The organism is Streptomyces caeni (genome assembly GCF_042678285.1).
In the GTDB taxonomy this organism is placed as follows: domain Bacteria; phylum Actinomycetota; class Actinomycetes; order Streptomycetales; family Streptomycetaceae; genus Streptomyces; species Streptomyces caeni.
Genome location: NZ_JBHUDX010000011.1, coordinates 18,132 through 43,995, shown reverse-complemented (window position 1 = coordinate 43,995; position 25,864 = coordinate 18,132). Strand labels below are relative to the sequence as shown.

Annotated in this window: 27 protein-coding genes and 3 pseudogenes; 12 read left to right on the top strand and 18 right to left on the bottom strand. The window is 70.8% G+C overall.

Going from position 1 to position 25,864, the window contains the following annotated elements:
- Nucleotides 1-352 precede the first annotated feature (352 nt).
- From ACFSL4_RS04380 to ACFSL4_RS04365, 4 genes and pseudogenes are all read right to left on the bottom strand, one after another.
- A complete protein-coding gene (locus ACFSL4_RS04380; RefSeq protein WP_381078696.1) occupies nucleotides 353-1,507 on the bottom strand; it encodes an enolase C-terminal domain-like protein in 1,155 nt (384 codons plus the stop codon).
- Nucleotides 1,508-1,752: 245 nt separating this feature from the next.
- Nucleotides 1,753-2,199 (bottom strand): annotated as a pseudogene (locus ACFSL4_RS04375) (hypothetical protein); the annotation flags it as partial.
- Between the two features lie 486 nt (nucleotides 2,200-2,685).
- A complete protein-coding gene (locus ACFSL4_RS04370) occupies nucleotides 2,686-2,973 on the bottom strand; it encodes a cbb3-type cytochrome c oxidase subunit I (RefSeq protein ID WP_381078909.1) in 288 nt (95 codons plus the stop codon).
- Nucleotides 2,974-3,114: 141 nt separating this feature from the next.
- The gene (locus tag ACFSL4_RS04365; protein WP_381078694.1) at nucleotides 3,115-3,510 is read right to left on the bottom strand and encodes a cytochrome c oxidase subunit II; all 396 of its coding nucleotides are present in this window, start codon (nucleotides 3,508-3,510) and stop codon (nucleotides 3,115-3,117) included.
- Between the two features lie 262 nt (nucleotides 3,511-3,772).
- On the opposite strand from ACFSL4_RS04365, the gene ACFSL4_RS04360 reads away from it, so the two are divergent.
- Complete coding sequence (locus ACFSL4_RS04360) at nucleotides 3,773-4,147, top strand: DUF1330 domain-containing protein (RefSeq protein ID WP_381078692.1); 375 nt, start codon at nucleotides 3,773-3,775, stop codon at nucleotides 4,145-4,147.
- Between the two features lie 24 nt (nucleotides 4,148-4,171).
- Here ACFSL4_RS04360 and ACFSL4_RS04355 read toward each other — a convergent pair whose 3' ends face one another.
- On the bottom strand, nucleotides 4,172-4,612 hold the full coding sequence (locus ACFSL4_RS04355) for a tetratricopeptide repeat protein (protein WP_381078690.1): 441 nt from the start codon (nucleotides 4,610-4,612) through the stop codon (nucleotides 4,172-4,174).
- 254 nt (nucleotides 4,613-4,866) lie between these two features.
- On the opposite strand from ACFSL4_RS04355, the gene ACFSL4_RS04350 reads away from it, so the two are divergent.
- Entirely contained in the window at nucleotides 4,867-5,517 is a 651-nt protein-coding gene (locus tag ACFSL4_RS04350) for a dihydrofolate reductase family protein (protein ID WP_381078688.1), read from the top strand.
- A gap of 716 nt (nucleotides 5,518-6,233) precedes the next feature.
- Here the strand turns inward: ACFSL4_RS04350 and ACFSL4_RS04345 are convergent.
- Both ACFSL4_RS04345 and ACFSL4_RS04340 read right to left on the bottom strand, forming a co-directional pair.
- Nucleotides 6,234-6,956, bottom strand: a complete 723-nt coding sequence (locus ACFSL4_RS04345; protein WP_381078686.1) for an ABC transporter ATP-binding protein — start codon at nucleotides 6,954-6,956, stop codon at nucleotides 6,234-6,236.
- Nucleotides 6,953-8,041: an ABC transporter permease gene (locus ACFSL4_RS04340; protein WP_381078684.1), complete on the bottom strand. Its 1,089-nt coding sequence runs from the start codon at nucleotides 8,039-8,041 to the stop codon at nucleotides 6,953-6,955. Before ACFSL4_RS04340 ends, ACFSL4_RS04345 begins: the two co-directional genes overlap by 4 nt.
- A gap of 170 nt (nucleotides 8,042-8,211) precedes the next feature.
- Here ACFSL4_RS04340 and ACFSL4_RS04335 point away from each other — a divergent pair, with 170 nt between their 5' ends.
- Nucleotides 8,212-9,432: a sensor histidine kinase gene (locus tag ACFSL4_RS04335; RefSeq protein ID WP_381078682.1), complete on the top strand. Its 1,221-nt coding sequence runs from the start codon at nucleotides 8,212-8,214 to the stop codon at nucleotides 9,430-9,432.
- A complete protein-coding gene (locus ACFSL4_RS04330) occupies nucleotides 9,429-10,064 on the top strand; it encodes a response regulator (RefSeq protein ID WP_381078680.1) in 636 nt (211 codons plus the stop codon). Before ACFSL4_RS04335 ends, ACFSL4_RS04330 begins: the two co-directional genes overlap by 4 nt.
- A gap of 328 nt (nucleotides 10,065-10,392) precedes the next feature.
- Here ACFSL4_RS04330 and ACFSL4_RS04325 read toward each other — a convergent pair whose 3' ends face one another.
- The 3 genes and pseudogenes from ACFSL4_RS04325 to ACFSL4_RS04315 all read right to left on the bottom strand — a co-directional run.
- Nucleotides 10,393-11,163, bottom strand: coding sequence for an SDR family NAD(P)-dependent oxidoreductase (locus ACFSL4_RS04325; RefSeq protein WP_381078678.1), 771 nt, complete (start codon nucleotides 11,161-11,163; stop codon nucleotides 10,393-10,395).
- 518 nt (nucleotides 11,164-11,681) lie between these two features.
- Nucleotides 11,682-12,413: an SGNH/GDSL hydrolase family protein gene (locus ACFSL4_RS04320; RefSeq protein WP_381078907.1), complete on the bottom strand. Its 732-nt coding sequence runs from the start codon at nucleotides 12,411-12,413 to the stop codon at nucleotides 11,682-11,684.
- Nucleotides 12,414-12,792: 379 nt separating this feature from the next.
- Nucleotides 12,793-12,970, bottom strand: a pseudogene (locus ACFSL4_RS04315) (IS5/IS1182 family transposase); the annotation flags it as partial.
- A 237-nt stretch (nucleotides 12,971-13,207) separates the two neighbouring features.
- On the opposite strand from ACFSL4_RS04315, the gene ACFSL4_RS04310 reads away from it, so the two are divergent.
- Nucleotides 13,208-13,510 (top strand): thioesterase II family protein, encoded by a 303-nt coding sequence (locus ACFSL4_RS04310; protein WP_381078676.1) that lies wholly within the window; start codon nucleotides 13,208-13,210, stop codon nucleotides 13,508-13,510.
- A gap of 171 nt (nucleotides 13,511-13,681) precedes the next feature.
- Nucleotides 13,682-14,104 (top strand): hypothetical protein, encoded by a 423-nt coding sequence (locus ACFSL4_RS04305; protein WP_381078674.1) that lies wholly within the window; start codon nucleotides 13,682-13,684, stop codon nucleotides 14,102-14,104.
- Here the strand turns inward: ACFSL4_RS04305 and ACFSL4_RS04300 are convergent.
- On the bottom strand, nucleotides 14,070-14,699 hold the full coding sequence (locus ACFSL4_RS04300) for a ScbR family autoregulator-binding transcription factor (protein WP_381078905.1): 630 nt from the start codon (nucleotides 14,697-14,699) through the stop codon (nucleotides 14,070-14,072). The two genes, ACFSL4_RS04305 and ACFSL4_RS04300, sit on opposite strands and share 35 nt — an antisense overlap.
- Before the next feature lie 137 nt (nucleotides 14,700-14,836).
- On the opposite strand from ACFSL4_RS04300, the pseudogene ACFSL4_RS04295 reads away from it, so the two are divergent.
- Nucleotides 14,837-15,169: pseudogene (locus ACFSL4_RS04295) on the top strand (AfsA-related hotdog domain-containing protein); the annotation flags it as partial.
- A gap of 136 nt (nucleotides 15,170-15,305) precedes the next feature.
- Nucleotides 15,306-15,470 carry a hypothetical protein gene (locus ACFSL4_RS04290; RefSeq protein ID WP_381078925.1) on the top strand — a complete coding sequence of 55 codons (165 nt, stop codon included), beginning with the start codon at nucleotides 15,306-15,308 and terminating at the stop codon, nucleotides 15,468-15,470.
- Nucleotides 15,471-15,572: 102 nt separating this feature from the next.
- On the opposite strand, the gene ACFSL4_RS04285 is transcribed toward ACFSL4_RS04290, so the two are convergent.
- The 3 genes from ACFSL4_RS04285 to ACFSL4_RS04275 form a co-directional block, all read right to left on the bottom strand.
- Complete coding sequence (locus ACFSL4_RS04285) at nucleotides 15,573-15,833, bottom strand: transposase (protein WP_381078903.1); 261 nt, start codon at nucleotides 15,831-15,833, stop codon at nucleotides 15,573-15,575.
- Between the two features lie 3 nt (nucleotides 15,834-15,836).
- Entirely contained in the window at nucleotides 15,837-16,340 is a 504-nt protein-coding gene (locus tag ACFSL4_RS04280; RefSeq protein WP_381078672.1) for a hypothetical protein, read from the bottom strand.
- Nucleotides 16,341-16,509: 169 nt separating this feature from the next.
- The gene (locus ACFSL4_RS04275; protein ID WP_381078670.1) at nucleotides 16,510-17,028 is read right to left on the bottom strand and encodes a hypothetical protein; all 519 of its coding nucleotides are present in this window, start codon (nucleotides 17,026-17,028) and stop codon (nucleotides 16,510-16,512) included.
- 415 nt (nucleotides 17,029-17,443) lie between these two features.
- Between ACFSL4_RS04275 and ACFSL4_RS04270 the strand changes: the two genes are divergently transcribed.
- From ACFSL4_RS04270 to ACFSL4_RS04255, 4 genes are all read left to right on the top strand, one after another.
- A complete protein-coding gene (locus tag ACFSL4_RS04270) occupies nucleotides 17,444-18,430 on the top strand; it encodes a L,D-transpeptidase (RefSeq protein ID WP_381078668.1) in 987 nt (328 codons plus the stop codon).
- Between the two features lie 813 nt (nucleotides 18,431-19,243).
- A complete protein-coding gene (locus ACFSL4_RS04265; RefSeq protein WP_381078666.1) occupies nucleotides 19,244-20,290 on the top strand; it encodes an ABC transporter permease in 1,047 nt (348 codons plus the stop codon).
- A 23-nt stretch (nucleotides 20,291-20,313) separates the two neighbouring features.
- Nucleotides 20,314-20,730 carry a hypothetical protein gene (locus ACFSL4_RS04260; RefSeq protein ID WP_381078664.1) on the top strand — a complete coding sequence of 139 codons (417 nt, stop codon included), beginning with the start codon at nucleotides 20,314-20,316 and terminating at the stop codon, nucleotides 20,728-20,730.
- Nucleotides 20,667-21,308: an FAD-dependent oxidoreductase gene (locus ACFSL4_RS04255; RefSeq protein WP_381078662.1), complete on the top strand. Its 642-nt coding sequence runs from the start codon at nucleotides 20,667-20,669 to the stop codon at nucleotides 21,306-21,308. Before ACFSL4_RS04260 ends, ACFSL4_RS04255 begins: the two co-directional genes overlap by 64 nt.
- On the opposite strand, the gene ACFSL4_RS04250 is transcribed toward ACFSL4_RS04255, so the two are convergent.
- From ACFSL4_RS04250 to ACFSL4_RS04235, 4 genes are read right to left on the bottom strand one after another with little or no spacing between them, the layout of a single operon-like run.
- Complete coding sequence (locus ACFSL4_RS04250) at nucleotides 21,224-22,861, bottom strand: NAD(P)-binding protein (protein WP_381078660.1); 1,638 nt, start codon at nucleotides 22,859-22,861, stop codon at nucleotides 21,224-21,226. The two genes, ACFSL4_RS04255 and ACFSL4_RS04250, sit on opposite strands and share 85 nt — an antisense overlap.
- On the bottom strand, nucleotides 22,858-23,895 hold the full coding sequence (locus ACFSL4_RS04245) for a thiamine pyrophosphate-dependent enzyme (protein WP_381078658.1): 1,038 nt from the start codon (nucleotides 23,893-23,895) through the stop codon (nucleotides 22,858-22,860). The genes ACFSL4_RS04250 and ACFSL4_RS04245 overlap by 4 nt, the downstream gene beginning before the upstream one ends.
- Nucleotides 23,892-25,133, bottom strand: coding sequence for a pyruvate ferredoxin oxidoreductase (gene porA, locus ACFSL4_RS04240; protein WP_381078656.1), 1,242 nt, complete (start codon nucleotides 25,131-25,133; stop codon nucleotides 23,892-23,894). The genes ACFSL4_RS04245 and porA overlap by 4 nt, the downstream gene beginning before the upstream one ends.
- Nucleotides 25,117-25,698, bottom strand: a complete 582-nt coding sequence (locus ACFSL4_RS04235) for a 2-oxoacid:acceptor oxidoreductase family protein (protein ID WP_381078654.1) — start codon at nucleotides 25,696-25,698, stop codon at nucleotides 25,117-25,119. Before ACFSL4_RS04235 ends, porA begins: the two co-directional genes overlap by 17 nt.
- Nucleotides 25,699-25,864: the final 166 nt, after the last annotated feature.

Genomic DNA, 25,864 nt, shown 5'->3' with positions numbered 1-25,864 from the left:
GGTCCCGGCGGAAGGGACGGGCCGCCGCGTGATCACCGCCGGGCGAAAGCGTCTCGTGTCCGATCCACTGCCGCCGCGGCCCTGCCCACCGTGCGCAGTACCGGCGGGCGGGCCGGCGGATGCGGATGCGGCCGGGTGGGCGTCGCCTTCCGGACGCTCTGCCACTGCCGGGTCAGCGGTGCGGCGTCACGCGTCGTGAGCCGGTCCTCGAGACGGGGCCGGATCTGGCTCTGCTCGTAGCTGAGGTGCCTGCGGTTGAGGCTGGTCACCGCGGTGGGTCTTGGCCGGGATCTTGCGGGTCGTTGGGCGGGCCGGCTTCGCCATCGGTCTTCACTCCCCTGTGCGAGCCTGGTCAGGCGGTCCGGCTTCCGTACACGCGGTAGCGTTCGGCGTCGGGCCACTTGATCTCCAGGCCGAGGCCGTGCCTGCCCGGGTCGGGGCGCAGGGCACCGCCGTCGGGTGACGGCGCGCCGTCGAACAGGATGCGCTCGAGCCGCACATGGTCGTGGAAGTGCTCCAGGTGCCGCAGCCGGCGCACGGCGCAGAAGGCGTGGGACGAGACCGCCGGGGCGCAGTGCGCGGACAGGTCAAGGTGGTGAGCCGACGCCAGACCGGCCGCCTCCAGTACGCCGGTGATTCCGCCGCAACGGGTGACGTCGGCCTGGAGGCAGTCGACCGCGGGGCCCTCGACGAGGTTGGCGAAGTCCTGTGTGGTGTACGCGTACTCACCGGCCGCGATCTCCAGCCGCTCGGGGCCGCGCTCGCACAGCATGCGCAGACCCTCCAGGTCGGCGGAGCTGACAGGCTCTTCGAACCACCGCACGTCCCACTCCTCGTGGAACCGACGGGCCCAGTACAGCGCCTGTTTGCGGCCCAGTGCCCCGTTGGCGTCGGTGAAGATCTCCGTCTCGTCGCCGACGGCCTTGCGCACGGCCGCAAGGCGCTGCAGGTCGCCCTCCGGGGCTCTGGAGGTCTTGAGCTTGACGCGCGGGATCCCCTGCTCCACCCAGCCGCTGAGCTGGTCGGTGAGGCGGTCCAGCGGGTAGTTCGTGAAGCCGCCGCTGCCGTACGCCGGCACCCTGTCGTGCCAGGCCGGGAGCAGGTGGATCAGCGGCAGGTCCAGAAGCCTCGCCTTGAGATCCCACAGCGCCACGTCCACCGCGGAGACCGCCATGGCGCCGACGCCGGGGCGGCCGGCGTTGCGGATCTGTCGTCCCATCAGGTGCCAAAGGGCCGGCGGAGAGGTGAGGTTCTGTCCCCGTACGACGTCCACGAGCTTGGACTCGGTGAACGAGGCGACCGACACATCTCCGTAGGTGTAACCGAGCCCGGTGCGACCGCCGGCGTGCACCCGCACCAGAACCATGGTGGTGGAGTCCCACTCCAGAGTCCCGTCCTGCTCCATGCCCTCCGGGCCGTCGGTCGGCACCTCGAAGGCGTGCACGTCCACCGAGTCGATCCGGCACTCCTCCAGCTCCGGTCCGGCGCAGCCCCTGTTCCCGCTCACGAACGCCGGCCCGACAGGTGCTCGGCGACCTCGGTGGGCTTGTGCCGTACGCCCTTGGCGGCGATGCCCATCCCCTCCGGGTCCCGCACGGCCGCCTTGGCGGCCTTCTTCCCCTGCGCAAGCGTGATGTGCGGCGGCACCGGAGCGATCTCCTGGTCCACCTCGAACTCCAGCACCACCGGCTTGTCGTTGGCGAGCGCATCCTCCCGCGCCTCGCCGACCTTCTTCGGCTTGTCGCAGTGGATGCGGCCGAGCAGCGCCTTGGCCACACCGGCCCCCAGCGGCTCCGCCGTCTCGGCGAGTTCGCTCTCCGCGTGCGCGGCACCCTGGCCGACGATCACGGCGACCTTGGTGCCGGCGCTGAGGACATCCGCCGCCCTGCGCAGTTCGGCCGGGTCCGGCAGCAGACGGGGGCGGCTCCAGCCGACGCTGGAGAAGACCGAGCCGTGCGTCTTGGGCAAAGACGGCCGGGCCTTCTCCTCCTGGACGTCCTCCGGGATGACGACCGTTGCGACGCCGCGCGTGGAGAGAGCCGTCTTGAAGGCCCGGTCGGTCACATGCCGTGCCTGCCCGGGGTGCGCCCGGTCGAAGGCGCCGAGCAGCCCGTTGGTCCCGTCGCCGGGACAGCCGTAGACCCGCTCGATCCCCCGCTCCCGCAGGCGTTGCAGTACACAGTCGGCCACCAGTGTCATGACCTGCTCCCTCGGATGGGTACCTCTGGCATGTGCACTGGGTGACCCCTGGCCGTGTCGCATAAACCGCCGGCGTGCCCGTCTCCCACTCCGGTTGACCAGGTCTGGGACCGGACGGCCCTGCCGGGTGAGACCAGCCGCCGGAACCGGAGGAGCAGATGCCGGGTGACCCGACGTGCGCACCGCGCCCGAAGCCGGCTGTGTCTCGGCCTGCAGGCCAAGGACCGTGCGCCTCTGGTGGCCGGAGAGCCCACCGAGGAGGTACGGCTGTCCGCCGACGGCGCGTCCGCCAGGGGCCATGAGCCCCTGGCGGACGAGGAGCGCATCGCCCTGGTCGACCGGGACACTCCCCTGCCCCTGTACAAGCCCGGCCGTTGGTACATGTGGCCGGTCCCCCTGCCGTGTGCCCCAGCGCCACCGGGACCACCGCGGGCAGGTCCAGCAGGAGCATCGACAGGTAGAGGTACACCGAGCGCGCCGGATCGCTCAGCCGGTGCCGGCGCCGCCCACGTAGAGCCAGTAGCCCAGCAGAGTGGTGCGCGGCATGGCAAGGCCCGGCGCGCCGATCTGCAGCGGGACGAGGTAGACGCCGAGGCCGAGGGCGAACGGCGTCGTCACCGTGTAGATGGTGCCCGAGCCGTGCATGGTGAACAACTGGTTGTACGTGTGTGCGTCGAGGAACGTCCCGTCGGGCAGGGCCGGCCGGCTGCGCATCAGCAGGGCGAGCACTCCGACCCCGGCCAAGGACATGAGCACCAGGGAGGTCCCGGTGATCAGCAGCCCTATGCGCTTGTGGCCGGTCGAGGTGAAGGAGGTCAGCCGGCCGCAGGCTCGGACGTGCCCGGGGCCGGGGTCGATGCCTGCTGATCGGTGGTCATGCCGCGGCTCCGGTGGCGGTACCCGCCGCCTGCGACTTCAGCCAGGTGCGGTACTCCTCGGGCGGCACGGTCCTGCCCCAGAAGTCCATCGGTTTGTGGCTCTGACCGCAGAACTCCGCGCACCTGCCACGCCGGAGCCCCGCCCGACGCCCTGCACCGAGACGGTGCGCCGCGCCGCTGCGCCCGGGCAGCTGAACTTCCAGCACCACGGGAACCCGGTCACGTCGACGCGGGCGGTCGGCCGGTCTGCCTCCGTCCGGTGCTCACGGTGGTTGGCCAGGGCGGTGCAGACGACGAGGAAGACGGCGATGGCGGCGAGGGCGCCGAGGTAGGAGGACTCCAGCCGGTCGCGTTCGGCCCGCTGGGACGGCTGCCTGCCGGTTCCGGCCCGGCGCCGGACGACGGCGATGGTCAGCAGCGCGAGGACTGCCACGAAGACGAAGGATGCGACAGCCGTCTCCAGGGTGAAGACTTCGTCGAAGACATGCCGTTGCTTCCTGCGTCGCTTCCCTCCACCCAGCCGGTACAGCGTGCCGGGGTGCCCTGGAGCGCGTTTTTTGAAGCCCCCGACTGCGGTTTCGCGGATCCTGGTGGCACGAGGTCCCGCCGGTGGGGACATACTGATCGGTATGCCGAGTCGGCCCGCCCGGCGGGCCGGCGCCAACGGCATCCACTCATCCGTGAAGGAGTCTTCCATGGCGACCGATCCCACTGGCGGCGATCTGAAGTCGATGCTGGCCGAGGACCCGGGCGGCCCCGTGGTCATGCTGAATCTGCTGCGCTTCGCACCGGGCGGCAGGGCTCTGTACCAGGAGTACGCGCGGCACCTGCAGGAAACGTTCCTTCCCCGCTACGGAGCGCAGATCGTCTACGCCGGCACGGGCGGAACCGCACTGGTGGCCGAGGACGGTCAGGCATGGGACGCGGTCGTCCTCGTCCGTTACCCGAACCGTACGGCGTTCAGCCGCATGGTCGCCGATCCGGAGTACCAGACGGTCACCGAACTGCGGACCCGAGCGCTGGTGGAGGCCGTCCTTCAACCCACGAGCGAGTGGGTCGCGGGGACGTGAGGGAGCGTTCCGGGACCCGGGACGTCAGCGAACTGCGCGCGGGCACTGCGCTGCCCTGTTCGGGTGATCCCGACGCGACACGTCGCTGGCCGCCGCTATGTCCCGCATCACCGACCCTCCGCGGCGGGCCACGGCCCGGGTGACGGCCGCACACTCTGCCTCGCATTCGGCGTGCCGGGAGAGCGCGGACAGCGTCCGGGCGCGGTTCGAGCGCAGCGCCAGGGTCTGCGGATGTGCCGCGCCGAAGATCCTTCCGAAGACCGGCAGCAGTTCGTCGTACGTGGCGAGGGCCTCGGCGTGGCGGCCTTGGCCGTACGCCGCCATCGCGGCGATGCTCAAAGCCAACGGCGCCTGCTCGCGCGGCCAGGCCCGGACCGAAGCCACGGCGCGGGCCTCGGCTTCCGCCTCCGCGTAGCACCCCGCTCGATACAGGGCCAGAGCCTGCTCCACGGTGCGTCTCTGCATCTGTCTGCCGTCATTTCGGCCGCGAGGCCGGAACAGTTCCACGCCTGAAGCATACGGAGGCGCGCACACCCGCTCGACGAGTGGTCGACAGGTGATCAGGCAGCAGGCGACGCGAGCACTGAACCCGTCGTGCCGGGCACGCCTGGGGAAAAAGGGCTACGGGCCGCTGTCGATCCGGCCAGGGCCCGTTCGACGTCCTGGTGTGGAGCGCATCGCCATACCCGGGATGCGACAGGATCTGGTGGAGGAAACACGTGGATCAGCTGCTGAGAGTCATGAACTTCAGCGTCTCAAGTGACGGAATCGGTGCCGGTGAGCACCAGAGCCTCGAAAGTCCCTTCGGCCATGCCCATCCCGAGAGGCTGTTCGCCTGGGCCGGCGCCACGGCGAGCTGGCCCATGCGCACCGACCCCGGAGGGAGCCGCGGCCTCGACGACTACTTCACGCGGGACTTCGCACGCAACATCGGCGCCGAGATCATGGGCCGCAACAAGTTCGGCCCCCAGCGTGGGCCCTGGCATGACCAGGACTGGCGCGGCTGGTGGGGTGACGAGCCCCCGTTTCACACCCCGGTGTTCGTCATGACCCACCACAAGCGTCCTTCGATCACGCTCTCCGACACCACATTCCACTTCGTCGACGGCGACCCGATCACGGTCCTCGAACAGGCTCGGGAGGCGGCGCAGGGCAAGGACGTCCGACTCGGCGGCGGGGTCACCACCATCCGGCAGTTCCTCGACGCCGACCTCGTCGACACCATGCATGTGGCGGTCTCGCAGGTGGAACTCGGCTCTGGGATTCGGCTTTGGCAGTCACCCGATGAGCTGCTCGATCGGTTCCATCTCGAGGTCGTCCCCAGCACGAGCGGCGTTGCGCACCACCTGTTCTGGCGAAGGTCGGGCTGAAAGTCCGGGCCGAGGACGAGGACCGGGCGCCGGCCCGGCCTCGACCGAGGCGTCCTCCCGTGGGCGGGCCGCACTCGGCTGAGACGGTCAGACGCCGCTCCTCGAAGCCCGCCCTGGCTCCGATCATGCCGTGCCCGCCGCGCTCCCCGTAGACGGCCAGCAGCGGGCCGAGTTCGGGCAGGCGGAGGTCGCCGGCGGACACCGGACGGCCGGCCCCGTCGGTGGCCCGCAGCAGCGCCAGGCTCATGTCCGCGAACTCCAGGCCGGGGGCCTCCGGGGACCTCTGGCCACGCGGCCGGTACCACGTTGCGACCGGTCGACCAGGTCCCGGGCCCGGCACCGCCGGCCGGTACCGGCCCGCAGCCCGATCGGCGCCGCCGCCAGTGCCGAGACGAACACTCCCCGTGCCGGCCAGCCAGAGGGTCTGGGGCGCCCGTGCGGCGATCAGTGCGGTCACCGGAACGTGGGCGATGTTCGAGGTACCGAGATCGCCGGAGGCCATCCGGCCGACCGCGGAAGCGAATTGCCGCAAGATCCGGTCGTCGAGGTGGTACTCGGCACGGACCGCGGCGAGTACCTCGTCGCCGGCCCGGGGCCCGCCATGGCTTGGGCGCGGTCTCCCGGGTTGATCGCTTGCAGCGCCACGGTGAGCAACAGGGCCGCCCTCGGGCCGCGGCCCCTCCCACCGCTCGGGCACGGCTCAGCGGAGTGTCGGGTCAGCGAAGCCGGTGGACGGGGGCGTCCTGCTCCACAGGTCGGTGGGGCGCTGCCGGGAGGGCGAGCCTTCCGTCGTGGACTTCGGCGATCTGGTCGGCAGCTGTGAGGTGGGTGCGGTCGTGAGTGACCAGGACGGTGGCGGTGGCCTGCTGGTGGGTCAGGCGGGTGATCAGGTCGATGACGGCGGCGCCGCGTTCGTGATCGAGGGCGCTGGTCGGTTCGTCGACCAGGAGGACGGTGGGTTCGTTCATCAGGGCGCGGGCGATGTTGACACGTTGGCGCTGGCCGCCGGAGAGCTGGTGGGGCCGGCGGTGGGCCTCGTCGGCCAGGCCGACGGCGTCGAGGAGTTCGAGGGAGCGGGCGCGGGCCTTGGCGGGGCTGCGCCCGTCGATCTGGGCCATGACCTGGAGCTGTTCGACGGCGGTGAGGGAGGGCAGCAGGTTGGGCTGCTGGAAGACGATGCCGATCTTGTGGCGGCGCAGTTCGGTCAGCTCGCCATGGCTCATGCCGGTGGTGGAGGTGCCGTCGACGGTGACGGTGCCGGAGTCGGGTCTGATGAGGGTGGCGGCCACGGCCAGGAGGCTGGACTTGCCGGAGCCGGAGGGGCCGATGACGGCGGTCACGCCGCCGTCGGGGACCCGCAGGCTGACCTTGTCGAGTGCGGTCAGTCGGGTGTCGCCGTCGGGGTAGGTGAGGGTGATGTCGGCCAGGGCCAGGCTCATCGGACGCTCCCCAGGGCGATCAGCGGGTCGACGGAGGTGATGCGGCGGATGGACAGGGCGGCTCCGAGGGCGCCGAGGAGGATCACCACGGCGGCCGGGAGCAGGACGGTGGCGGGAGTGAGGAGAAACGGCACGGCCGAGCCGGCCACGATCGCTCCTAGGGCTGTGGCGATACCGGTGCCGGTCAGGGTGCCGACGACGAGCAGGACGACGGCCTGGCCGAGGGCGTCCTTGAGGAGGCCGGCGGTGGAGGCACCGAGTGCCTTGAGGACGGCCACGTCGCCGCTGCGCTGGATGGTCCACACGGTGAAGAAGGCGCCGATGACGAGTGCGGAGATGGCGAACAGGAAGCCCCGCATCAGCTGCAGCGAACCGTTTTCGGAGGCGTAGGAGCCGATGGCGGACAGCGAGTCGCCGGTGGTGACGGTCTTGGTGCCGGCCTGCTTGTCGGTGGCCGCCACGTCGGCCCCCGGGGTCGTGTTCAGGGCGATGACGGTGGCGGTCGGACCGTCACCGCTGCCGGTGGGCGGCGCGGTCTTCTGCCAGGTGGCCAGACTGGTCCAGACAACCGGGGTGTGGCTGAAGTAGGCGTCGCCCTTGACGGCGGCCACCTCCAGCCGCTGTCCGGCCAGGGTGAGGAAGTGACCGGTCTTCACGCCGAGGCTGTCGGCCGCCGCGGTGGACAGCACCACCGACCGGCTGTCGATCTCGCTGCTGTCGGGGGCGAGGCGGGAGCCGGGCTCGACGCCGAAGACGGAGACCGCGGCGCTCTTGCCGGCGGCGGTGACCTTGGCCGTGGCGATCCCCAGCGGCTCAGCGCTCTCGACGCCAGGCGCCTTGGACCACCGCTGCCACTGCCGCTCGGTGACGGTGGAGCCGGAGTACGACAGGTCCCCTCCGCCGCCGGGCGCCTGGAAGGCGACCTTGTCGGCGGGCAGCCCTGTGATTGCGGAGATGTTCTGCCGGCCCAGTCCGGCCGTGAGCCCGGACAGCAAGCCGACCAGCAGGGTGATCAGTACGATGACGGTCCCCATCAAGGCGAAGCGCCCCTTGGCGAACTTCAGGTCTCTCCAGGCGACGAACACGGCCCTTGCCTGTCCTTTCAGCGGGGAAGCGGTGGTACTCCACCGTCGCCGCCGCCCCCTCGTATGCGCGTCTGGCGCAGGGCGGCACTTCGCGGGCCGAAGGACGGCACGCGGGTTGTAACTTTCGATGGAGGCCCCTGGCGCCTGCGTTTCGTAACCTGGAACGCACTGTGAACACCGCTGTCCCCACGCTGACCCCGACCACCCGGGCCCTGGCCTGGTGCCTGCACCTGCTGATCGTCGCCCTGCTCGCCCTGACCGCCGGCCGCGCCGTGGCCGACGGCCGGCCGCACGCCGCGCTGACCGTCGCCATGGCGGCGACCTGTGCCGGGGTGTCCGCGGCGGGACCGCTCCTGCCCCGCATCCGCCGCTCCCGGCGGGCCGCGGGCGGGTGGCTGGCCGCCGTCGGCGCCTGCTGGCTGGTGCTGCTGGCCCTGTCCGCCGACGCCGTCTGGGTCGCCTTTCCTCTCTACTTCCTCCAGCTTCACGTGCTGTCCCGCCGCCTCGGGCCGGCTGCCGTGGCCGCCACCGCGGCGGCGGCCATCGCCGGCTTCGCCGCCCACCAGCGCTCCTTCAGCCCCGCCATGGCGATCGGTCCCGCGCTCGGCGCGGCCGTCGCGGTCGCGGTGGTGTGGGGCTACCAGGCCCTGTACCGGGAGAGCGAACAGCGCAGGCGACTGATCGAAGAGCTCACCGCCACCCGCGCGGACCTGGCAGCCGCCCAGCACACCGCGGGAGTGCTGGCTGAACGCGAGCGGCTGGCCCGCGAGATCCACGACACTCTCGCCCAGGGGCTCTCCAGCATCCAGTTGCTGCTGCGGGCCGCCGAACGCTGCCTTCCCGGTCAGCCCGATGCCGCCGCCCGTCATATGGAGGCGGCTCGCCAGGCCGCCGTGGACGACCTCGCCGAGGCCCGCCGCTTCGTCGCCGCCCTCACCCCGCCCGCCCTGGAAGGCAGCACCCTGGCCGACGCACTGGCACGCCTGTGCACCACCACCAGCGCCCGCCACCGCCTCACCGCACGCTTCCACCTCACGGGCGACCCCGCACCGCTGCCGACCTCGCACGAGGTCGCTCTGCTGCGCATCGCCCAGTCCGCCCTCGCCAACACCGTCCGCCACGCCGACGCCACCACCGCCGACGTCGCCCTCAGCTACCTCGGCGACCACATCGCCCTCGACGTCGTCGACAACGGGCGCGGCTTCGCCCCCGGCCGTCCGCCCGCGCCCGACCCCGAAAGCGGCGGGTTCGGGCTGGCCGCCATGCGCGCCCGCACCCGAGCCCTCGGCGGCGTCCTGACCATCGAATCCGCCCCGGGCCACGGCACCGCCCTGGCCGCCCGGCTCCCCCTCACCCCGCCCACCGAGCCCGAGCCAGAGGCCCGCCCGTGACCGAATTCCCCATCCGGCTCCTCCTGGCCGACGACCACCCCGTCGTACGCGCCGGACTGCGCGCCGTGCTGGAAACCGAACCCGGCCTCGTCGTCGTGGCCGAAGCCGCCACCGCCGAGGACGCCGTCACCCGCGCCGCCGGAGGTGACATCGACGTCGTCCTCATGGACCTGCAATTCGGCAAAGGCATGGGCGGCGCCGAAGCCACCGCCCAGATCACCGCCCGCCCCGGCGCCCCCCGCGTGCTGATCGTCACCACCTACGACTCCGACGCCGACACCCTGCCCGCCATCGAGGCCGGTGCCACCGGCTATCTCCTCAAGGACGCCCCACCCGAGGACCTGGCCACCGCCGTACGCACTGCAGCGGCGGGCCGCACCACCCTGGCGCCCACCGTCGCGGACCGGCTGATGAACCGGCTGCGCGCTCCCGGCACCGCCCTGACCCGGCGCGAGACCGAAGTCCTCACCCTGGTCGCCGACGGCCTGTCCAACCAGGCCATCGGCCACCGCCTCCACCTCGCCGAAGGCACCGTCAAGTCCCACCTCGCCCGCATCTACACCAAACTCGGCGTCGACTCGCGAACCGCCGCCGTCGCCACCGCAACCGACCTCGGCCTCATCCGCCGCTGATCGGGCGCTCAGCTCCAGCCCCCCATTCGCTCGGTCCCACGCCGCCCTCCGGCCGCTCGTGTCCCACGTGCCGGTGCCGGTGCCCGGCGTGACCGTCCGGCACGGGGCCATGGTGCGGACCGGGCGGCGGGTGCGGGAGACCGACGAGGAGAAGACGCTCGGCTTGCGACGGGCCCGCGAGGTCGCACCGGGGCCGCATGCGCGCACGGACGACGAGATCCCCGCGTACGTCAGGCGGACCCTTCCCAGTCCCCGCCCACCAGGTGGGCGCCTGCCGCACGGGCATCGACGGCCGAGTGCGGATCCCCGCTCACCGACCCGGCCGTCGTCAGGGACGCGGCCAGGTCTCGGGAAGACCGTGCCCGCCATCGGCCACCAGCACCGATCCGGTGACGAACGACGCCGACTCGTGCGCCAGGAACAGCACACACGCCGCGATCTCCTCCGGGGTGCCACTGCGCCCGAAGGGACCCGCCGCGGCCGCCGCCGCCTCGAACTCCAGCTGGGAGCCGGTTGCCACATAACCGGGGGCCACGACGTTCACCGTGATGCCGTCCTTGACGACCTCAAGCGCGAGAGCCCGGGACAACCCCACCAACCCCGCCTTCGCGGCCGTGTACGTGGCCTGGCCGGGCATCGCGTTGATCGTGCCGGTGGTGGAGCCGATCGACACGATGCGTCCGTACCCGGCCGCCGTCATCGTCGGCGTAACGGCCCTGCACATCAGGAAGGCGGTCGTCAGGTTGCGGGCCAGGGCCGCCTCCCAGTCGGTCAGGGACAGGCGGGCCACGTCGTCGTCGGCGTCCCACCCCGACGCCACGGATGTCATGCCGGCGTTGTTCACGAGCACGTCGACCCGGCCCCAGCGCTCCAGAGCCGTCGCCACCAGCATGTCCGCGGCCCCGTCGACGGTGAGGTCGGCGACCACGCCGACGGCGGCCGGGCCCAGTTCCGCCGCGCGCTGGTGCACCCGCTCGGACGTCGCCCCCAGTACGACACGGGCACCCTCCTGGACGAGTGAGCGGGCCACCGCAGCACCGATCCCGTCGGCGGCGCCGGCACCGGTGACGATGGCCACCCGGTCTTGAAAACGTGTCATCTCTTACCGCCAAGGGTCGAGCAGGCTGGGGAGTCCCTGCGATGCTTGCGGCAGTGACCGTACAGGACGGCCGGCAAGGAGGGTGAGCCGCGGTGCCGGCTCGCCGCCGGGCATCGGTGAAGGTCAGGAGGCGTCATGCCCACCGTGTCCCCAGGAGGTGGGGAGTGACACACCGGCGGCTACCGACGGGTGCGTGACGAACTCGCCACCCTCGGTATCAAGATCGCCGCCTCCGCCGTCTGGGACATCCGCGAGCGGGAGGGCATCGGCCCCACTCCCGATCGGGGCACCACCACCTGGTCAGGCTTCCTGCGCTCGCAGGCCGGCCCGCCGTCCTGCTGCGGCCCCATCCCCACGGCCTTCGTGCTGGACGTGTGCCTTTCACGGTTTCGGAGCACACGTCCAGACGAAGGCCGCTTCCAAATGCGCTGGTCGCCGAACCGAGTGACCAAGTTCGACCCGCCGTTCGGCGGTGGAAGTCGAGGATCAAGCCGGGTCGGCTCGTCCGTCAAAGAGGATCAGCTGTTGGCGTTGAGGACGGGGTAGTAGCCGCTCGAGTGACCGGTGGCGGTGGGGTGGTACGACTCCCAGCTCGGGGAGATCACGAGGGAGTGCAGCCAGCCGTCGCCGGAGCACAGCTCGTGGCTCTTAAAGGCGCTGCGGACGTCACCGAAGACGAAGCCGTGCGCGGCGGCACGGTTGGCGATGACACTGTCGAGGACGTCCGCGGCCTCGTCTATCTTGGTGTGCTTGGTGTTGCTGAGACCGACGCAGAAGACGTTGAGGGTGTACATGTGCGGGTAACCCAGCACGACCACCTTGGCGTTGGGCGCCTTTGCCCGGATCGCGTTGTAGGTGGCGTCCAGACGGGCGGGGAGCGTGTTCTGAGCGTAGCTCTCGGCCTGGTTCACCCGGTTGACGCAGTCGGCGTCCGAGCCGGTCACGCAGGTGGTCATGACGTCCGCGAAGCCGGCGTCATTGCCGCCGATGGTGAGGGAGACAAGCCCGGTGGAGGAATTCAAGGGGCCGAGCTGATTGTTCGTCACATCCGTCGTGACCGCACCGGAGCAGGAAGTGTCGGCGAACGAGGACGGGGCGTGGGCTTTCTTCCACAGGTAGGGATACGCACTGAAACTGCGGTGGCAGCTGCCACTCGAACTGTCGTAGTTCCCGGCGCCGTTACCGGCTGAGTACGAGTCCCCCAGCGCAACGTACGCCGCTCCAGCGGCGTGTGCGGGACCGGTCAGCATCAGGCTGAACACGATCGCAAGACCCAGTGCGGCAAGGGTCGATGGCAATTTGACGCGTCTCACGAGACCTCCTGAGCGGCAAGGCTGGCCCTCATTTGGTACAGCAGGCAGCCAACCCAGGGAAGTGTTCATGTCAAAAATTCTTCCCGCGTAGACATCACGTTTCACACCTCGGAGACACGGGAAGCGCGAGGACTCGAGCGGAGGGACGACCGGAGGCGCCTCCCACCCGAAATCCGTTTGCTGCAAACAAACTGATCAGACGTAAGACGTGTCGGCCCCACAACCACCGGTCGAGAATCTCAGTCCGCGCGACCGGACAGCCGGGCAAAGGTCCGCTCGACCACCCACTCGTGGACACCCAGCCCGGAGCCGCGCTCGTGGCCGCGATCCGCGTAGCGGGCGATGCTCTTCGGCGTGCCGGCCGACCCGGCCACGGACCGGCGGCACGGCGTCGAGAAGAGGCGGCAGCCGGGTGACGCCGTTGCGTTTGCCACCGCTCAAGTGACGGCGAGCGGGATGCCGTTTCCGTCGGTGATCAGACGGCGTGCGGAGCCGAGTACAGATCGGCGGGAGTGGAACCGTCGTGCGCGACGATGTGGCTGCCCCCGGCCTGTCGCCGGTCGGATCCACGTCGTCGGCGTCGTTCTGCGTCTCCTGCACGGGCAGGACACCGGAACGGTCATCAACCAGACGCCGGTCGCGGAGTCCCCGGCGACCCGGAGGGTGGCGGCCTCCTGACTGCCGGTCACCGTCCGGTACAGGTACGGGTCGATGTGTGTGGCGTGCGAGGAGTGGATCCGGGACCGATACACCCCGACCTGCGGGATCTGGTGCTTCCGGCGCTCCTGGCCGACTTCACGATCGCGACCGGCTACGCGCCGCGGCCGGGTGTTCCCCTGCCCTTCCCCGTATACGCCTGCGTCGGTGACGCAGATCCCGACGTGGACGCGACGTCCGTGCGGGGACGGGCCGAGCCGGCACCCCATGGTTTCGACCTGCGGGTCCTGCCCGGCGACCACTTCTGCCTCGTGCAGCAGCGGGCCGCGCTGATCCAGGACATGAGCTCGCGGCTGAACCGGCTCCTTCACCCGTGACCGGGCGCCGCGCGCCACCCGGCCCCGCGCCACCCGGCCGCGCGCCGACCGACCACGCGCCGACCGACCACGGCGTTCGGCCGACCACGGCGTTCGGCCGACCGGCTCTGCACCAGGGCCGGCTGACGACGTAAGGCCAACTCGGCCGGGCAGCTCCCGCTGAAGGTGGTGGTGGAACTCACCGCCGCCTTCGTCCGGCTGCTGGAGTCCGGTGTCACCGAACGGGCGTCACTCCGGCTCGCCCGGGAGCGTGCGGGCAAGGACTTGCCGACGCTGCTCTGGCTGCCGGCCATCGCAGAGCTCGTCGACCGGGCGTTCACGGAAGGGCATGTCCGCGCGGGCCTACACCCTGAGGACGTCGTGGACCTGACGGAGTATCTGACACGGGGCGCAGAGGCCCACCTGCGCGCCGAACTCACGACGAAGCCCAGGAGCACGCCCGGGGCGAACGCACAAGCGGGCGCCGAACTCGTCGCGTTCACGTGCCAGTTCCCGCAGTACGGCGGAGCCGATGAAACCCGTCGCTCCGGTCACGACGACGCGCAACACGCCACTCGGCTCAGGCCGCATGGGGGCCGGCCTCCGCCGGCGTGATGCGCAACCGGCCGATGACCGACTCGTCGGCGACGCCCGGCAGCAGATACCGCCACAGCGCGGTGACCCGTTGCGGAAGGTCCTGACGACCCGTCGACATGTTGGAGAAGATCTGCGTTCCGGAGTAGGAGGCCATGAGAACAGCGGCAAATTCCCGTTCGTCGACGTCGTCACGCAGTTCCCCCCGCTGCCGGGCGACGACGAGCTGGCGCCGGAACTGCTCCGCCCATTCGAAGTACGGAGTGGCATCACGCTTGCCGAACTCCTCCTGGTCGACGGCCAGTCGGACACTGGCCCGGAAGCGGGTGTTGGTCTGCAGTTCCCTGGCCAAGTGGAAGGTGATGTCGATGAGGCGCTGCAGCCCGTCCTCGCCGTCCGGGAACCGCACGAACTCCTGCTGGCTGGCGATCACGGCCTCGGCGATGGCCTGCTTCGACTTGAAGTGGAAGTACATGCCCCCCTGCGTCACCTGCGCGCGCTCCATGATCAGACGAATGCTGGTCCCGCTGTAGCCGCACGCGTCGAAGACCTCCGCAGCGGCCTCCAGGATCGCCTCACGCGTCCGCACCGCGCGGTCCTGCCGGAGCTTTGCCATCACGCAACCACCACTCCCTCAACAAACAAAACGAACAACCCTTATTTTACTGATGTCACCGGATCTCCGACCACTCTGCACGCGAGATCCACACACGCGCGTGGCAAACCACGCACGCACAGGAGGCAGAACCAAACATGCTGGCCACACTCGCGCGCCCGGGAAGCCCTGAAACCACCTTCACGACCACGGTGGCGAAGGAGTACGTGCACAGAGCCGCACTGGCGGAAGTCTTCCTCACCGACTGGACGGAGACCGGCTCCGGCTCCTTCCACCTCTCGGCGCGATGGCCGCGCTTCCACCGCTACTACGCGGACAACGGAGACCTGTACGACACCGCGTCGCTCTGCGAAACGATCCGGCAGATCTTTCCACTCCTGTCCCACGCGGCCTACGGGTTACCCCTGGGCCACGCACTCAGCCGGAGCCACTTCCGGTACACAGCCGACTCGGAGGCCATGGCGGTCCGCGACCGGCCCGCAGAAATCGAGATGGACGTGACCTGCCACAACGTCAGGTACCAGCGATCGCATGCTCATCCCGTAAGCCGTCCGCCAGGCCGCCCACGCCTCCGTCGCAGACTCCGGTCGCTCGCCGGCCACCGCGATGGACGTCTCTTTCCATCGCTACGTCGAATTCGGCTCCCCCTGCTGGGTCCGGGCCGTCCCTCCGTCCGGCGCGGCGGACGGGGTCGGCCGCAGCGTCCAGGTCGAGGCGATACAGGCGAAGGTGCCGGTCTTCACCGCGACCGCGGACCTGCTGTTCACCTGACTCCTGCCCTGTCACAGGTACTGCCGCCGCACGTCCTGTCCGCGGTCGACGGCCGGCCGACGCACGGATCACCGCCAGAGGCAAGTTGTGCCTGCCTGGGCTTCAGCCCGGCAGGCACAACTCGCGGTCTCGCCCAGTCACCTCGGCGAGATGCGCGACGGTCTCCCCGGACCTGAGGCCCTGGGCAGTCAGGGAGAGGACGACCTCCTCCAGGCCGCCGGTGCGGCGGTCGTACTCGGCAGCAGCGCGGGACGGAAGGTGCCCAGCCGCTCCCGGCACCTGCACCGTCACCGTGCCGACCTCCGTCATCACCCTCTTGGGCCGGTGGCCGTCGCGGGCGCTGCTCCTTGATCGGCCGGACAGCTCCTAGTAGTACACGATGTCCCAGTGGGCGGGGATACCCGAGTGGCTGGCTTCGTCGCAGTAGAGGTCGCCTGATGCGGACTTCCACATCGGGAATCCATCGTCGCGGAGGCCGACGTACTGGAAGGTGCTCTTGATGTAGTTGTCGAGGGCGGGACTGGGCTGGAGGTCGATCTTGTAGCCGTTGGAGTGGCTGTACTTGCCGTCCTCCCCGTGGCCGACCTCGGTGCCGCCGACGACGGTGAGGCTCGCGACGCCGCTGGCCTTCTTGAGGTCGATCACCCCCTCGACCGTGCCGCTGAGGATCCCCTCGTACGAGACGCAGCTCGGGTTCTTCTTGTCGGTGCAGCCGCCGGGGGATGCGGCCGTGATGCCGTTGGGGATCAGCCGCGCCTCCGCCTGGGTCTGGGACAACGGCGTGCCGGAAGCCGAAGCGACCCCGGCGGTGAACAGCAGAGCGGCCCCGATCCCGGTGACAGTGGCTGCCAGCTGGGGCAGTACGCGCATGGTGCCTCCTGAAGGCTGGGTGTCTGACGCCGACCGTGCGTCACGGAGGGGATCTACCACCACAGAGGGTCAGATTCGATCCGCCGTCAGAGGGTCGTGATCCAGGTTCCGGATCAATCCCCGTGCGGCACCGACGGGTCTTCACCGGTCTGCGCCGCCCACTGGGCGGTCACTCGGCCAGGAGGACGCGCTTGCGTAGCAGGGGCACACCCGAGCGGCCGGACATCTCCGCTTCAGCATCTTGATCCGGTCCACCTGCCCCTGCACCGCCCCGAGCCAAGCGGCAAGGTCCACCCCGCCCGCACCGCCCGCAGATCCTCCCGATCCCGTTCACGAACGAGAACAGCTCGGGCAGGTTGTCGCCCTTCACACTGTCCGTCCAGGCTGCGAGCTCCTGGTCGCCGCCGGGGTAGCAGCCGAGGTCCAAGAATCCGAGGACGCCCTCCGCCGCGGTGCGCAGGACGATGCGCGACGCGGGGATACCGAACTGGGGGTCGGTCATGGTGAGGGCGGCTGCGTGGTCGAGTAGCTCGTCACGCATCGCCTGCAGCTCTCCATCGGAGTAGCAGCCGTACCGCATCCTGTGCCAGCGGCGACAGGCTCGCCGCTCGATGCCCTCCAGCGCCTGCGCGATCCGCTGCTCACTCACGGCATGGCGGGCAACCTCCTCGATCTCCTTGCGCGTCATCCTGGCAGCCACTACTGGCACCACAGGTTTCCGCCCCTGACGACGCCCGGGGTGACCGCCGGCCTGCCGGTGGCTGCGACGAGCGCTCCCGTGCGGCGGGCAATCCGGCTGGAGGCCGGCCCCGGCACGACCGCCCCAGCCCCCTCCGCCGACCCGTGCGAGGTGTTGCTCTGCGCGCCGGCGGTACCGCCGTCCGCCAGCCCCCAGCGGTGCGGCCCAATCCCTTGCACCCTGACACGCTCCGAGGGCAGGAGGCGAGGCGACGGTGTCGCGCCCCGCGCAGTCCCGACCGGGCCGTGCGCACCGAATTTTGAAACACGCTTTACGCGACGCACGCAACTGCGGCCCCCGCCCTCCTTGTCTGACAGGAAGGCGGGGCCCGTCAGGGCCGAAGAGCGAGAGAGCGGGGCACCTCGTGGGACGGCGCAAGGGCGGCATAGAGATCGCACTCGTCATGGGTGCGGTGCTGGTGGGCGCGAGTGCTTGCGGTGGGGGCGGCGGTGACAAGGCAAGCGGGGACGACACAAAGGCGTCGGGCAAGCCGGGTGCGAGCGCCTCTCCGTCACCGACGAAGCCCGCGGGCCCGCCGATGCTGCTGGAGACGATCACCCCGCAGACGGGAACCACGGTCGGCGTCGCCATGCCCATCTCGGTGGTCTTCACAAACCCGGTGGCGGCAGAGGCACGGGCCATGGTGGAGAAGCACATGAGGGTGAGTGCCTCGCAGCCGGTGGTCGGCGCCTGGCACTGGTTCGGCGACAAGCGCGCCGACTGGCGACCGAAGTCGTACTGGCCCTCCGGCACGAAGGTGAAGATCGAAGCTGACATGGAGGGTGTCAGCAACGGCAACGGACGCTACGGCGTGCGCAGCTACACGCACACCTTCACGATCGGCGACGACGTGCGCGCGGATGTCTCGGTGAGCGGCCACACCATGAAGGTGACCCGGAACGGCAAGAGGGTGCGCACCCTGTCGATCAATGCGGGCAGCGCCCAGTATCCGACGTGGAACGGCACGATGGCAGTCATCGACAAGCAGGAGAAGGTCCACATGACCTCCTGCAGCGTAGGCATCAGCTGCGACAAGGGCAGCCCCAATTACTACGACCTGACGCTGCCTTGGGACGTTCACCTGACCCAGTCCGGCACGTACGTGCACTACTCGACCGGCGACCCCTATCCGGGCAGCGGCAGCGCCCGCGGCTCCCACGGTTGCGTCCACCTGTCCATGTCGGACGCGAAATGGTTCTACCGCCAGGTCAAGCAGGGCGACCCCGTCACCATCACCGGCTCACCCCGTGCCAAGGCCCCGGCCGACAACGGCTACGCCGACTTCAACCTGGGATGGGACCAGTGGCTCGCGGGCAGCGCGTCCGGGAAAGGGACGACCGCGACGCTGTGATGCGCTGCGGTGACGGCGCAAGGCAGCACTCGACAATGCCTGCCACGAGACCGCCGCTGCCTTCTGGGGCCAGCCCGGACCGCCGGCCGCCCTGCTCGGATCCGGCGATGGCGGTGTCCACCGAGGCCGGGCCTGCGGCAGCCACGGCGACCGGCAGCGTTCCCGGCCTGCTCTCCGCCGTTGCCGTACGACATCGCGGTGCCTTCTCCGCGGTCGGCCGGTCTCCACCTCCTGACGGTCGCCCAGCTCCTGGCCTCCTGCCTCCTGCCTCCTGGCCTCCTGCCTCCTGCCTCCTGCCTCCTGCCTCCTGCCTCCTGCCTCCTGGCTCCTGGCTCCTGGCTCCTGGCTCCTGGCTCCTGGCTCCTGGCTCCTGGCTCCTGGCCGGCGGTTTCACACTTCGCGCCCCCTACGTCGACGTAAGCGTCGGCGCGGGTGACCCCGGCCCCAGGCGCACAGGGCGTGTCGCTGACGCGGGAACATCGAAGCGCCGCCCGCCCTGACGACGCGCCTGGGTGTCTTCCGCTCGCGCACCGCATTTCGCCGGTGGCCCACTCCCGTTCTGCGAACGGTGAACCGACATCGCGTTCAGCAGCGCAGGCCGACAATGTCCCAGCCGCGGCGCGCTGCCTCCGTGACCGCCTCTCCCCAAGCCACACCCATCACGCCAGCGTATGACGCGGCGCGAAGAGCGATCGCCCGAAGCGCCTGTATGGACGAAGGACACCCGGACGGTGCTGCCCGGCCCCACGACGGCCCGTGGCCTGATGTCCCAGACGCCAGCCGTGCAACGTGTCCGCACGACCCTGACCCTGCATGGCCACTCCGGTGGCATTACCCGAGTCGCCCGGCCCGGCGCCCACCGCGGCTGCCGCCGCCGAGTACGCGCGGTCGCACACGCCCCGGCTACGGGGCCTCACCTGGCTGGTGTGGCGGCAGAACCGCACCCTGTTCTGGATCGGCCTCGCGGCCGCCCTGGCTGTGGCCGCCTACGCCGCTGTCCGGCATCAGCAAGCCGTGGCCGCCATCGACCGACAGCAGCTTGACGCCTGCCGCGGCAAGGCCCGGACGTCCCAGGACTGTTTCAAGGAGATCCTCCGCTTCGGCGCCGGCCATCAGCGCCCGATGCGCTTCCCGCTGCGGGTGATGGCCGCCCTCCCCCTGGTCTTCGGCCTGTTCCTCGGAAGCCCCCAACTCGCCCAGGAACTCGAGTCCGGCACCTACCGGACCGTCTGCTCCCAGTCGGTTTCCCGGATGCGCTGGGTCGCGGGCAAGCTTGCCGTTCCTCTGGTGCTGACCGTGGCGATCAGCGGAACCCTCGCCCTCGCCATGACCTGGTGGTGGCACCCGGTCGCTGACGTGATGGGCGGGCAGTTCCCCTGGTACGGCTGGTACCCGTTCAACGGCGTCGGTCCCGTGATCGTCGGCCAGTCCGTGCTGATGCCGCTGGTCGGCTTCACGGGCGGGCTTCTGCTGCGACGGACCGTCGCGGCCATGGGCACGACCCTGGCCGTCGGCGCCCTCGTACCCCTCGGCCTGGACCGGATCCGCAGACATCTCCTTCTCACGGTCACGGTGAGCGCCCAGCACACCACGGCCATCCCCGGCCCTGCGGACGCCTGGGTGGTGGCCGACGGCCCCCTCTCCCCATCAGGGGCCCGCGTCTCGGACATGCCGAGCTGCTACTCGGCCCGCGACTACGACGGCTGTATGGCGGAGCACGGGCGCAGCGGACACTGGGCCGAGGTCCACCCCGCGTCGCATCTGTGGCCGCTGCAGTGGGCCGAGACCGGGCTGTGTCTGCTGCTCGCCTGCGCGCTCGCCGTCCTGTGCGTCTCGCGGGTGCGCCGGAGACTGGCCTGACACCGGTCGGTTCAGATACGAGCGTGGACGCGGCGGCCCACCTGCCCGGGGTGTCGGCACGGCTGGATGCCGCCGGGGTGCTCGCCCGGCGTGACCGTGTGATCAACGGGCTGGACGACGCCTCCCAGGTGAGGTGGGCGCTGGACACCGGCATCGACGTGGTGCGCGGCCACGGGCGGCCGGCCGGTGAACGCACGGTCGTGGTGACCCGGCCGGACGGTTCGGCCAGGACGCTGGCGGCCGGACACGCCGTCGTCGTCGACACCGGGTCCTGCCCGGCCGTACCGGATGTTCCGGGCCTGCGCGCCGCGCTGCCGTGGACTTCACGCGATGTGACGACGATGAGCGAAGCGCCGCGCCGCGCCGGGTCGTTGTCGTGGGCGGTGGCGTGGTCGCCTGCGAGGCTGCCGCCTGGCTGCACGGGCTGGGTGCCGAGGTGACGGTCGTCCACCGCGGGGAGCAACTGCCGGCCCGGAACGAGCCGTTCGCGGGGGAGCTCGTCGGCGAGGGGCTGCGGGAGAGCGGCGTGCGGCTGCGCCTCGGGCGCCGCCTGTCCCGGGTACAGCGGCCCGACGCCCGTGGCACGGGCCAGGGCCGTGTGCATAAAGGCGAGGTGAGAGTGACCTCGACGACGGCACCGTCCTCGTGGCCGACGGGGTGGTCGCGGAGGCACGGGGGTCCAGGCTCGGCGACCACCGTCCCGTCCGTCTTCTCGACCGCCACACGGCCGGGCGTGAAGGGAGTGCGCTGGTCGGGTGCGCCGAACGATCGGGCCGATGCGGCACGCCGCACATGCGTCACGTCCTCCCAAGCGTCCCTCCGCCAAGAGGACGGGAGCACCCGCCACGCCCACGCCCGCTCCCGTGGCCAGCGAGACGAGCCACGCGCGCCGCCGGCCGCGGGGGCGCCGACGCGGGAGCCTGGCTCCGGTCCTCAGCCGCCGGAGTCCTGCTCGGGCACCATGTCGATAGCGCCGCAGGGGCACTCGGCCGCACACAGCCCGCATCCCTTGCAGTAGTCCAGGTCGATCGCGAAGCCCTTGCCGGGGCCCAGCTTGGTGATGGCGTTGTCGGGGCAGACGCCGTAGCAGTTGTCGCACTCGAAGCAGTTGCCGCAGGACATGCAGCGCCTGGCTTCGAAGAGGGCGGTGGACTCGTTCAGTCCCTGCACCACCTCGTCGAACGTCGATACGCGCCGGGCCACCGAGAGCTGTGGCCGGACGGTGGCCGGGGCGTCGGAGTAGTACCAGGTGTTGAGTCGGTCGAAGCCGGCGGGATCGTGCTTGGGTCCGGGCTCGTACGCCGTGTTGCGCAGGTAGGCGTCGATGTGCCGTGCGGCCTTCTTGCCGTGTCCGACGGCCACGGTGACGGTGCGCTCCGCGGCCACCATGTCGCCCCCGGCGAAGATGCCCTGATGCCCCGTCATCAGACCATCGGCGACCCGGACCATGCCGTGCTCGACGGTCAGGTCCGGCACCTGGTCCAGGAGGGACAGGTCGGACTCCTGACCGAGCGCGAGCACCACCGTGTCGGCGTCCAGTTCCTCGAACTCGCCCGTCGGCTGCGGAAATCCGGATTCATCGAGCCGCATCCGCTCGATGGTGATCCGGCCGCCGTCGGCATGCTTGATCGTGGACAGCCACTTCATCCGCACGCCCTCCTCCAGCGCCTCCGTCACCTCGACGTCGTGGGCGGGCATGCGGTCCCGGGTGCGCCGATAGACCACGACGGCATCGGTGGCGCCGAGCCTGCGGGCCGTGCGGGCGGCGTCCATGGCGGTGTTGCCGCCGCCGTAGACCGCGACCCTGCGGCCGAGCAGCGGTGGGCTTCCGCCCTCCATGCTGCCGAGCAGCGCGACCGCGTCGAGGATGCGGGCGCTGTCGCCCGCCGGGATGTAGGAACGTCGGCCGATGCCCGCACCCACCGCCAGGAAGACGGCGTCGAAGCCGCCGTCCCGCTGTGCGGCGAGCACGTCGTCCACCCGGGCGCCCGTCTCCAGCGTGACGCCCAGGGCGAGGATGTGGTCCGTCTCCGCGTCCAGGACCTCGCGCGGCAGCCGGTAACGCGGAATGCCGTAGCGCATCATGCCGCCGGGCCGCTCCTGGGCCTCACGGATCGTGACCTCGTGGCCGAGCAGCCGCAGATGGTACGCCGCCGACAGGCCGGCCGGACCGGAGCCGACGACCAGGACGCGCTTGCCCGAGGACACCGGCGGTGCCGCCACGGTCCAGCCCCGCTTGATCGCTTCGTCCCCGAGGAACCGCTCGACGGCGTTGATGCCCACGGCGTTGTCGACCTGCACACGGTTGCAGGCCGTCTCGCACGGGTGGTAGCAGACCCTGCCCATCACCGCCGGCAGCGGGTTGTCCCGCATCAACTGCCGCCAGGCCGACTCGTAGTCGCCGCCCTCCGCGTGGTAGAGCCACTGCTGGATGTTCTCGCCGGCCGGGCACGCCTGATTGCACGGCGGTATCCGGTCGACGTACACGGGACGCTCGGTGCGCCAGGCGCCGGTCCGGTTGGCCAGGCTGGAGCCGACGTCCAGGGTGATCGCGAACGGTTTGTCCTTCACGACGGAGCCTCCTCGTACGCCCCCGGCCTTTGGCCGGGAGGTTTCCCAAGCAGCCCGAAGCGGGCGATGTTGCGGTCGGCGGCACGCTGGATGCGGGCGATGACATCGGCGCGCGGCTCGGGTTCGAAGAGGTGCGCGTAGCGCTTCTGCGGACGCAGGTACTCCTCGACCGGCACCCGCCGCCGGATCGGCGTGACGTCGGTCACTTCACCGTCGACGGCCTCGAACACCGGGAAGAGGCCGCTCTGTTCGGCCAGTCGCGCGATGCGCACCGTGTCGCAGGACGCCGTCCCCCAGCCGAGTGGGCAGGGCACCAGCACGTGCAGGTAGCGGGCGCCGCGCATCCCCATCGCCCGGTGCACCTTCGCTTCCAGGTCGCGCAGCCCGGCGACGGTGGCCGTGGCGACGTACGGGATCTCGTGCGCCATCGCGATCAGCGGCAGGCTCTTGCCCTGCCCGAACGGGGCGCCCGGCTCCTCGCCGACGGCCTGCGTGGTGGCCGTTCGGGCGGTCGGAGGAGTGGCCCCGGAACGCTGTACACCGGTGTTCATATACGCCTCGTTGTCATAACAGACGTACAGCACGTCGTCGTTGCGTTCGAACATGCCGGACAGACAGCCGAGCCCGATGTCGACGGTGCCGCCGTCGCCCCCCTGCCCGACTACCCGGACGTCCGTGCGGCCCTTGACACGCAGTGCTGCCGCGACTCCCGCTGCGACGGCGGGCGCGTTCCCGAACAGCGAGTGCAGCCAGGGGAGTTGCCAGGAGGTCTCCGGATACGGGGTGGAGAACACCTCTAGGCAGCCGGTGGCGTTGACCGCTATCACCCTGCCGCCCGCGGCCCGCTGCGCCGCGTCCAGGACGTAGCGGGCGCCGAGCGCCTCGCCGCAGCCCTGGCAGGCGCGGTGGCCGGAGGTCAGCGCGTTGGCCCGCCCCGGGTCGGCCTGGTCGGACTGCAGTTCCGGTCCCAGCAGCCGGTTTCCGGCGGCGAAGCTGCCGACCTGGTAGAACTTGACCTGCTGCCCGGCACTCATCGGTTGCTCCCCATGTCGCGCAGCATGTTCTCCGCGGACGGCCCGGACCGCCGGTTCTGCGCCATCCTCGCCAACTCCCGCTCCACCAGGTCGGTGTTCAGGTCCAGGAACGTCAACTGCCCGAGGCGCCCGGCGATCGCGTCGCCGAACAGCCGGTGGAGCGACGCCTTGGTGATCGCCCGGCCGCCGAGCCCGGCGACCACGGTGTGCCCGTCGAGTTGGATGCCGGACAGCGCGGTGCGTACGTTCGCCGAGACGATCCCGCCGATGCCGACCGCGAGGGCGCGCTCCAGGACGACGATCCGGCGCGCGCCGCCGAGGGCGGCCCGTACCTCCTCCAGCGGGAACGGCCGGAACGACGTGATCCCCAGGGCCCCGATCCGCACCCCGCCTTCGCGCATCTCATCGACGACGTCGCACACCGTGCCCAGCACCGAGCCCAGCGCCACGACGACCGTCTCGGCGTCCTCGCAGGCGTACGGGTGCACCAGCCCGCCCGAGTCACGCCCGAAGACCTGCTGGAACTCCCTGGCGATGCGCGGAATTGCCTCCAGCGCCTGCGTCTGCTTGGCGTGCGCCAGATAGCGCACCTCGGTGAAGGCGTCCGGGCCGACCATCGCGCCGATCGACACCGGCTCGCCGGGGTCGAGGACCTGGCGGGGCTCGTACGGCGGCAGGAACGCGTCGACCTGCGCCTGCTCCGGCACCTCGACGCGCTCCCAGGCGTGGGTGAGGACGAAGCCGTCCATGCACACCATCACCGGCAGCGACACTTCCTCGGCCAGCCGGAACGCCTGAGGATGCAGGTCTGCGGCCTCCTGGTTGTCGCGGGCGTACAGCTGGATCCAGCCCGAGTCGCGCTGCGACATGGTGTCGCTGTGGTCGTTCCAGATGTTGATGGGTGCGCCGATGGCCCGGTTGGCGACCGTCATGACGATGGGCAGGCCGAGCCCGGAGGCGTTGTAGAGGGCCTCCACCATGTAGAGCAGGCCCTGGCTGGCGGTCGCCGTGTAGGCGCGGGCGCCCGCCGCCGAGGCTCCTATGCACATCGACATCGCGGCGAACTCCGACTCGACGTTGACGTACTCGCACGGGTCCAGCGCGCCGGACTTCACCAGGCGGCTGAGCTCCTCGACGATGTGTGTCTGCGGTGAGATGGGATAGGCGGCGATCACCTCGGGTCGGCAGTACGCCACCGTCTCGGCGACCGCGCGCGAGCCCTCAGTCTGCTTGAGCACGGGCGAACTCCTTCAGCTGGGCGCCGACGTGGTCGTACGCCTCCCGGGCTGCCGCGGCGTTGGCGGATCCCAGTCCGCCGGGGAAGCGCTCCCGGATCGCGGCGGTGAGCGAGTCGAGGGCCACGCACCCCGTGAGCGCGGCGAGGCCGCCCAGCAGGACGGCGTTCGGCACCGGCCGCCCGACATGGCGCAGGGCGAGGGCGGTGGCGGGCACGGTGAGGGCGCGGCCGCGTGGCGCGATCGCTGCGATCCCCAACGCCTCTATTAATCTCGGTGAGTTGATCAGCACGGCTCCACCGGGCCGCAGGCCTTCAAAGACGTTCACCTGATGCAGCAGCGTCGCGTCCTGGACCACCAGGGCGTCCGGCACGGTGACGGGCTCACGCACTCGGATGGGCCGGTCGTCGATGCGGCAGAACGCCACGACCGGAGCCCCGGTGCGCTCCGAGCCGAAGCTCGGGAAGGCCTGCGCATGGCGACCCTCCAGAAACGCCGCCACCGACAACAGTTCCGCTGCCGTGACGGCGCCCTGGCCTCCGCGGCCGTGGATGCGTACCTGGAACACAGTGCTCTCCTCCCGGGTGTCTCCAAGTACCGTCCTACCGCCTGGACTGATGCCCTCCGCAGAGGCCGAACGGCCCATGGGGAGAGCCTGGGGACCCCAATACAGGTCCCCGCGGGGACCGCTGCCGTGGCGGCCACGTCCGCCGCCTGCCGCCCGCGCAGGTCGC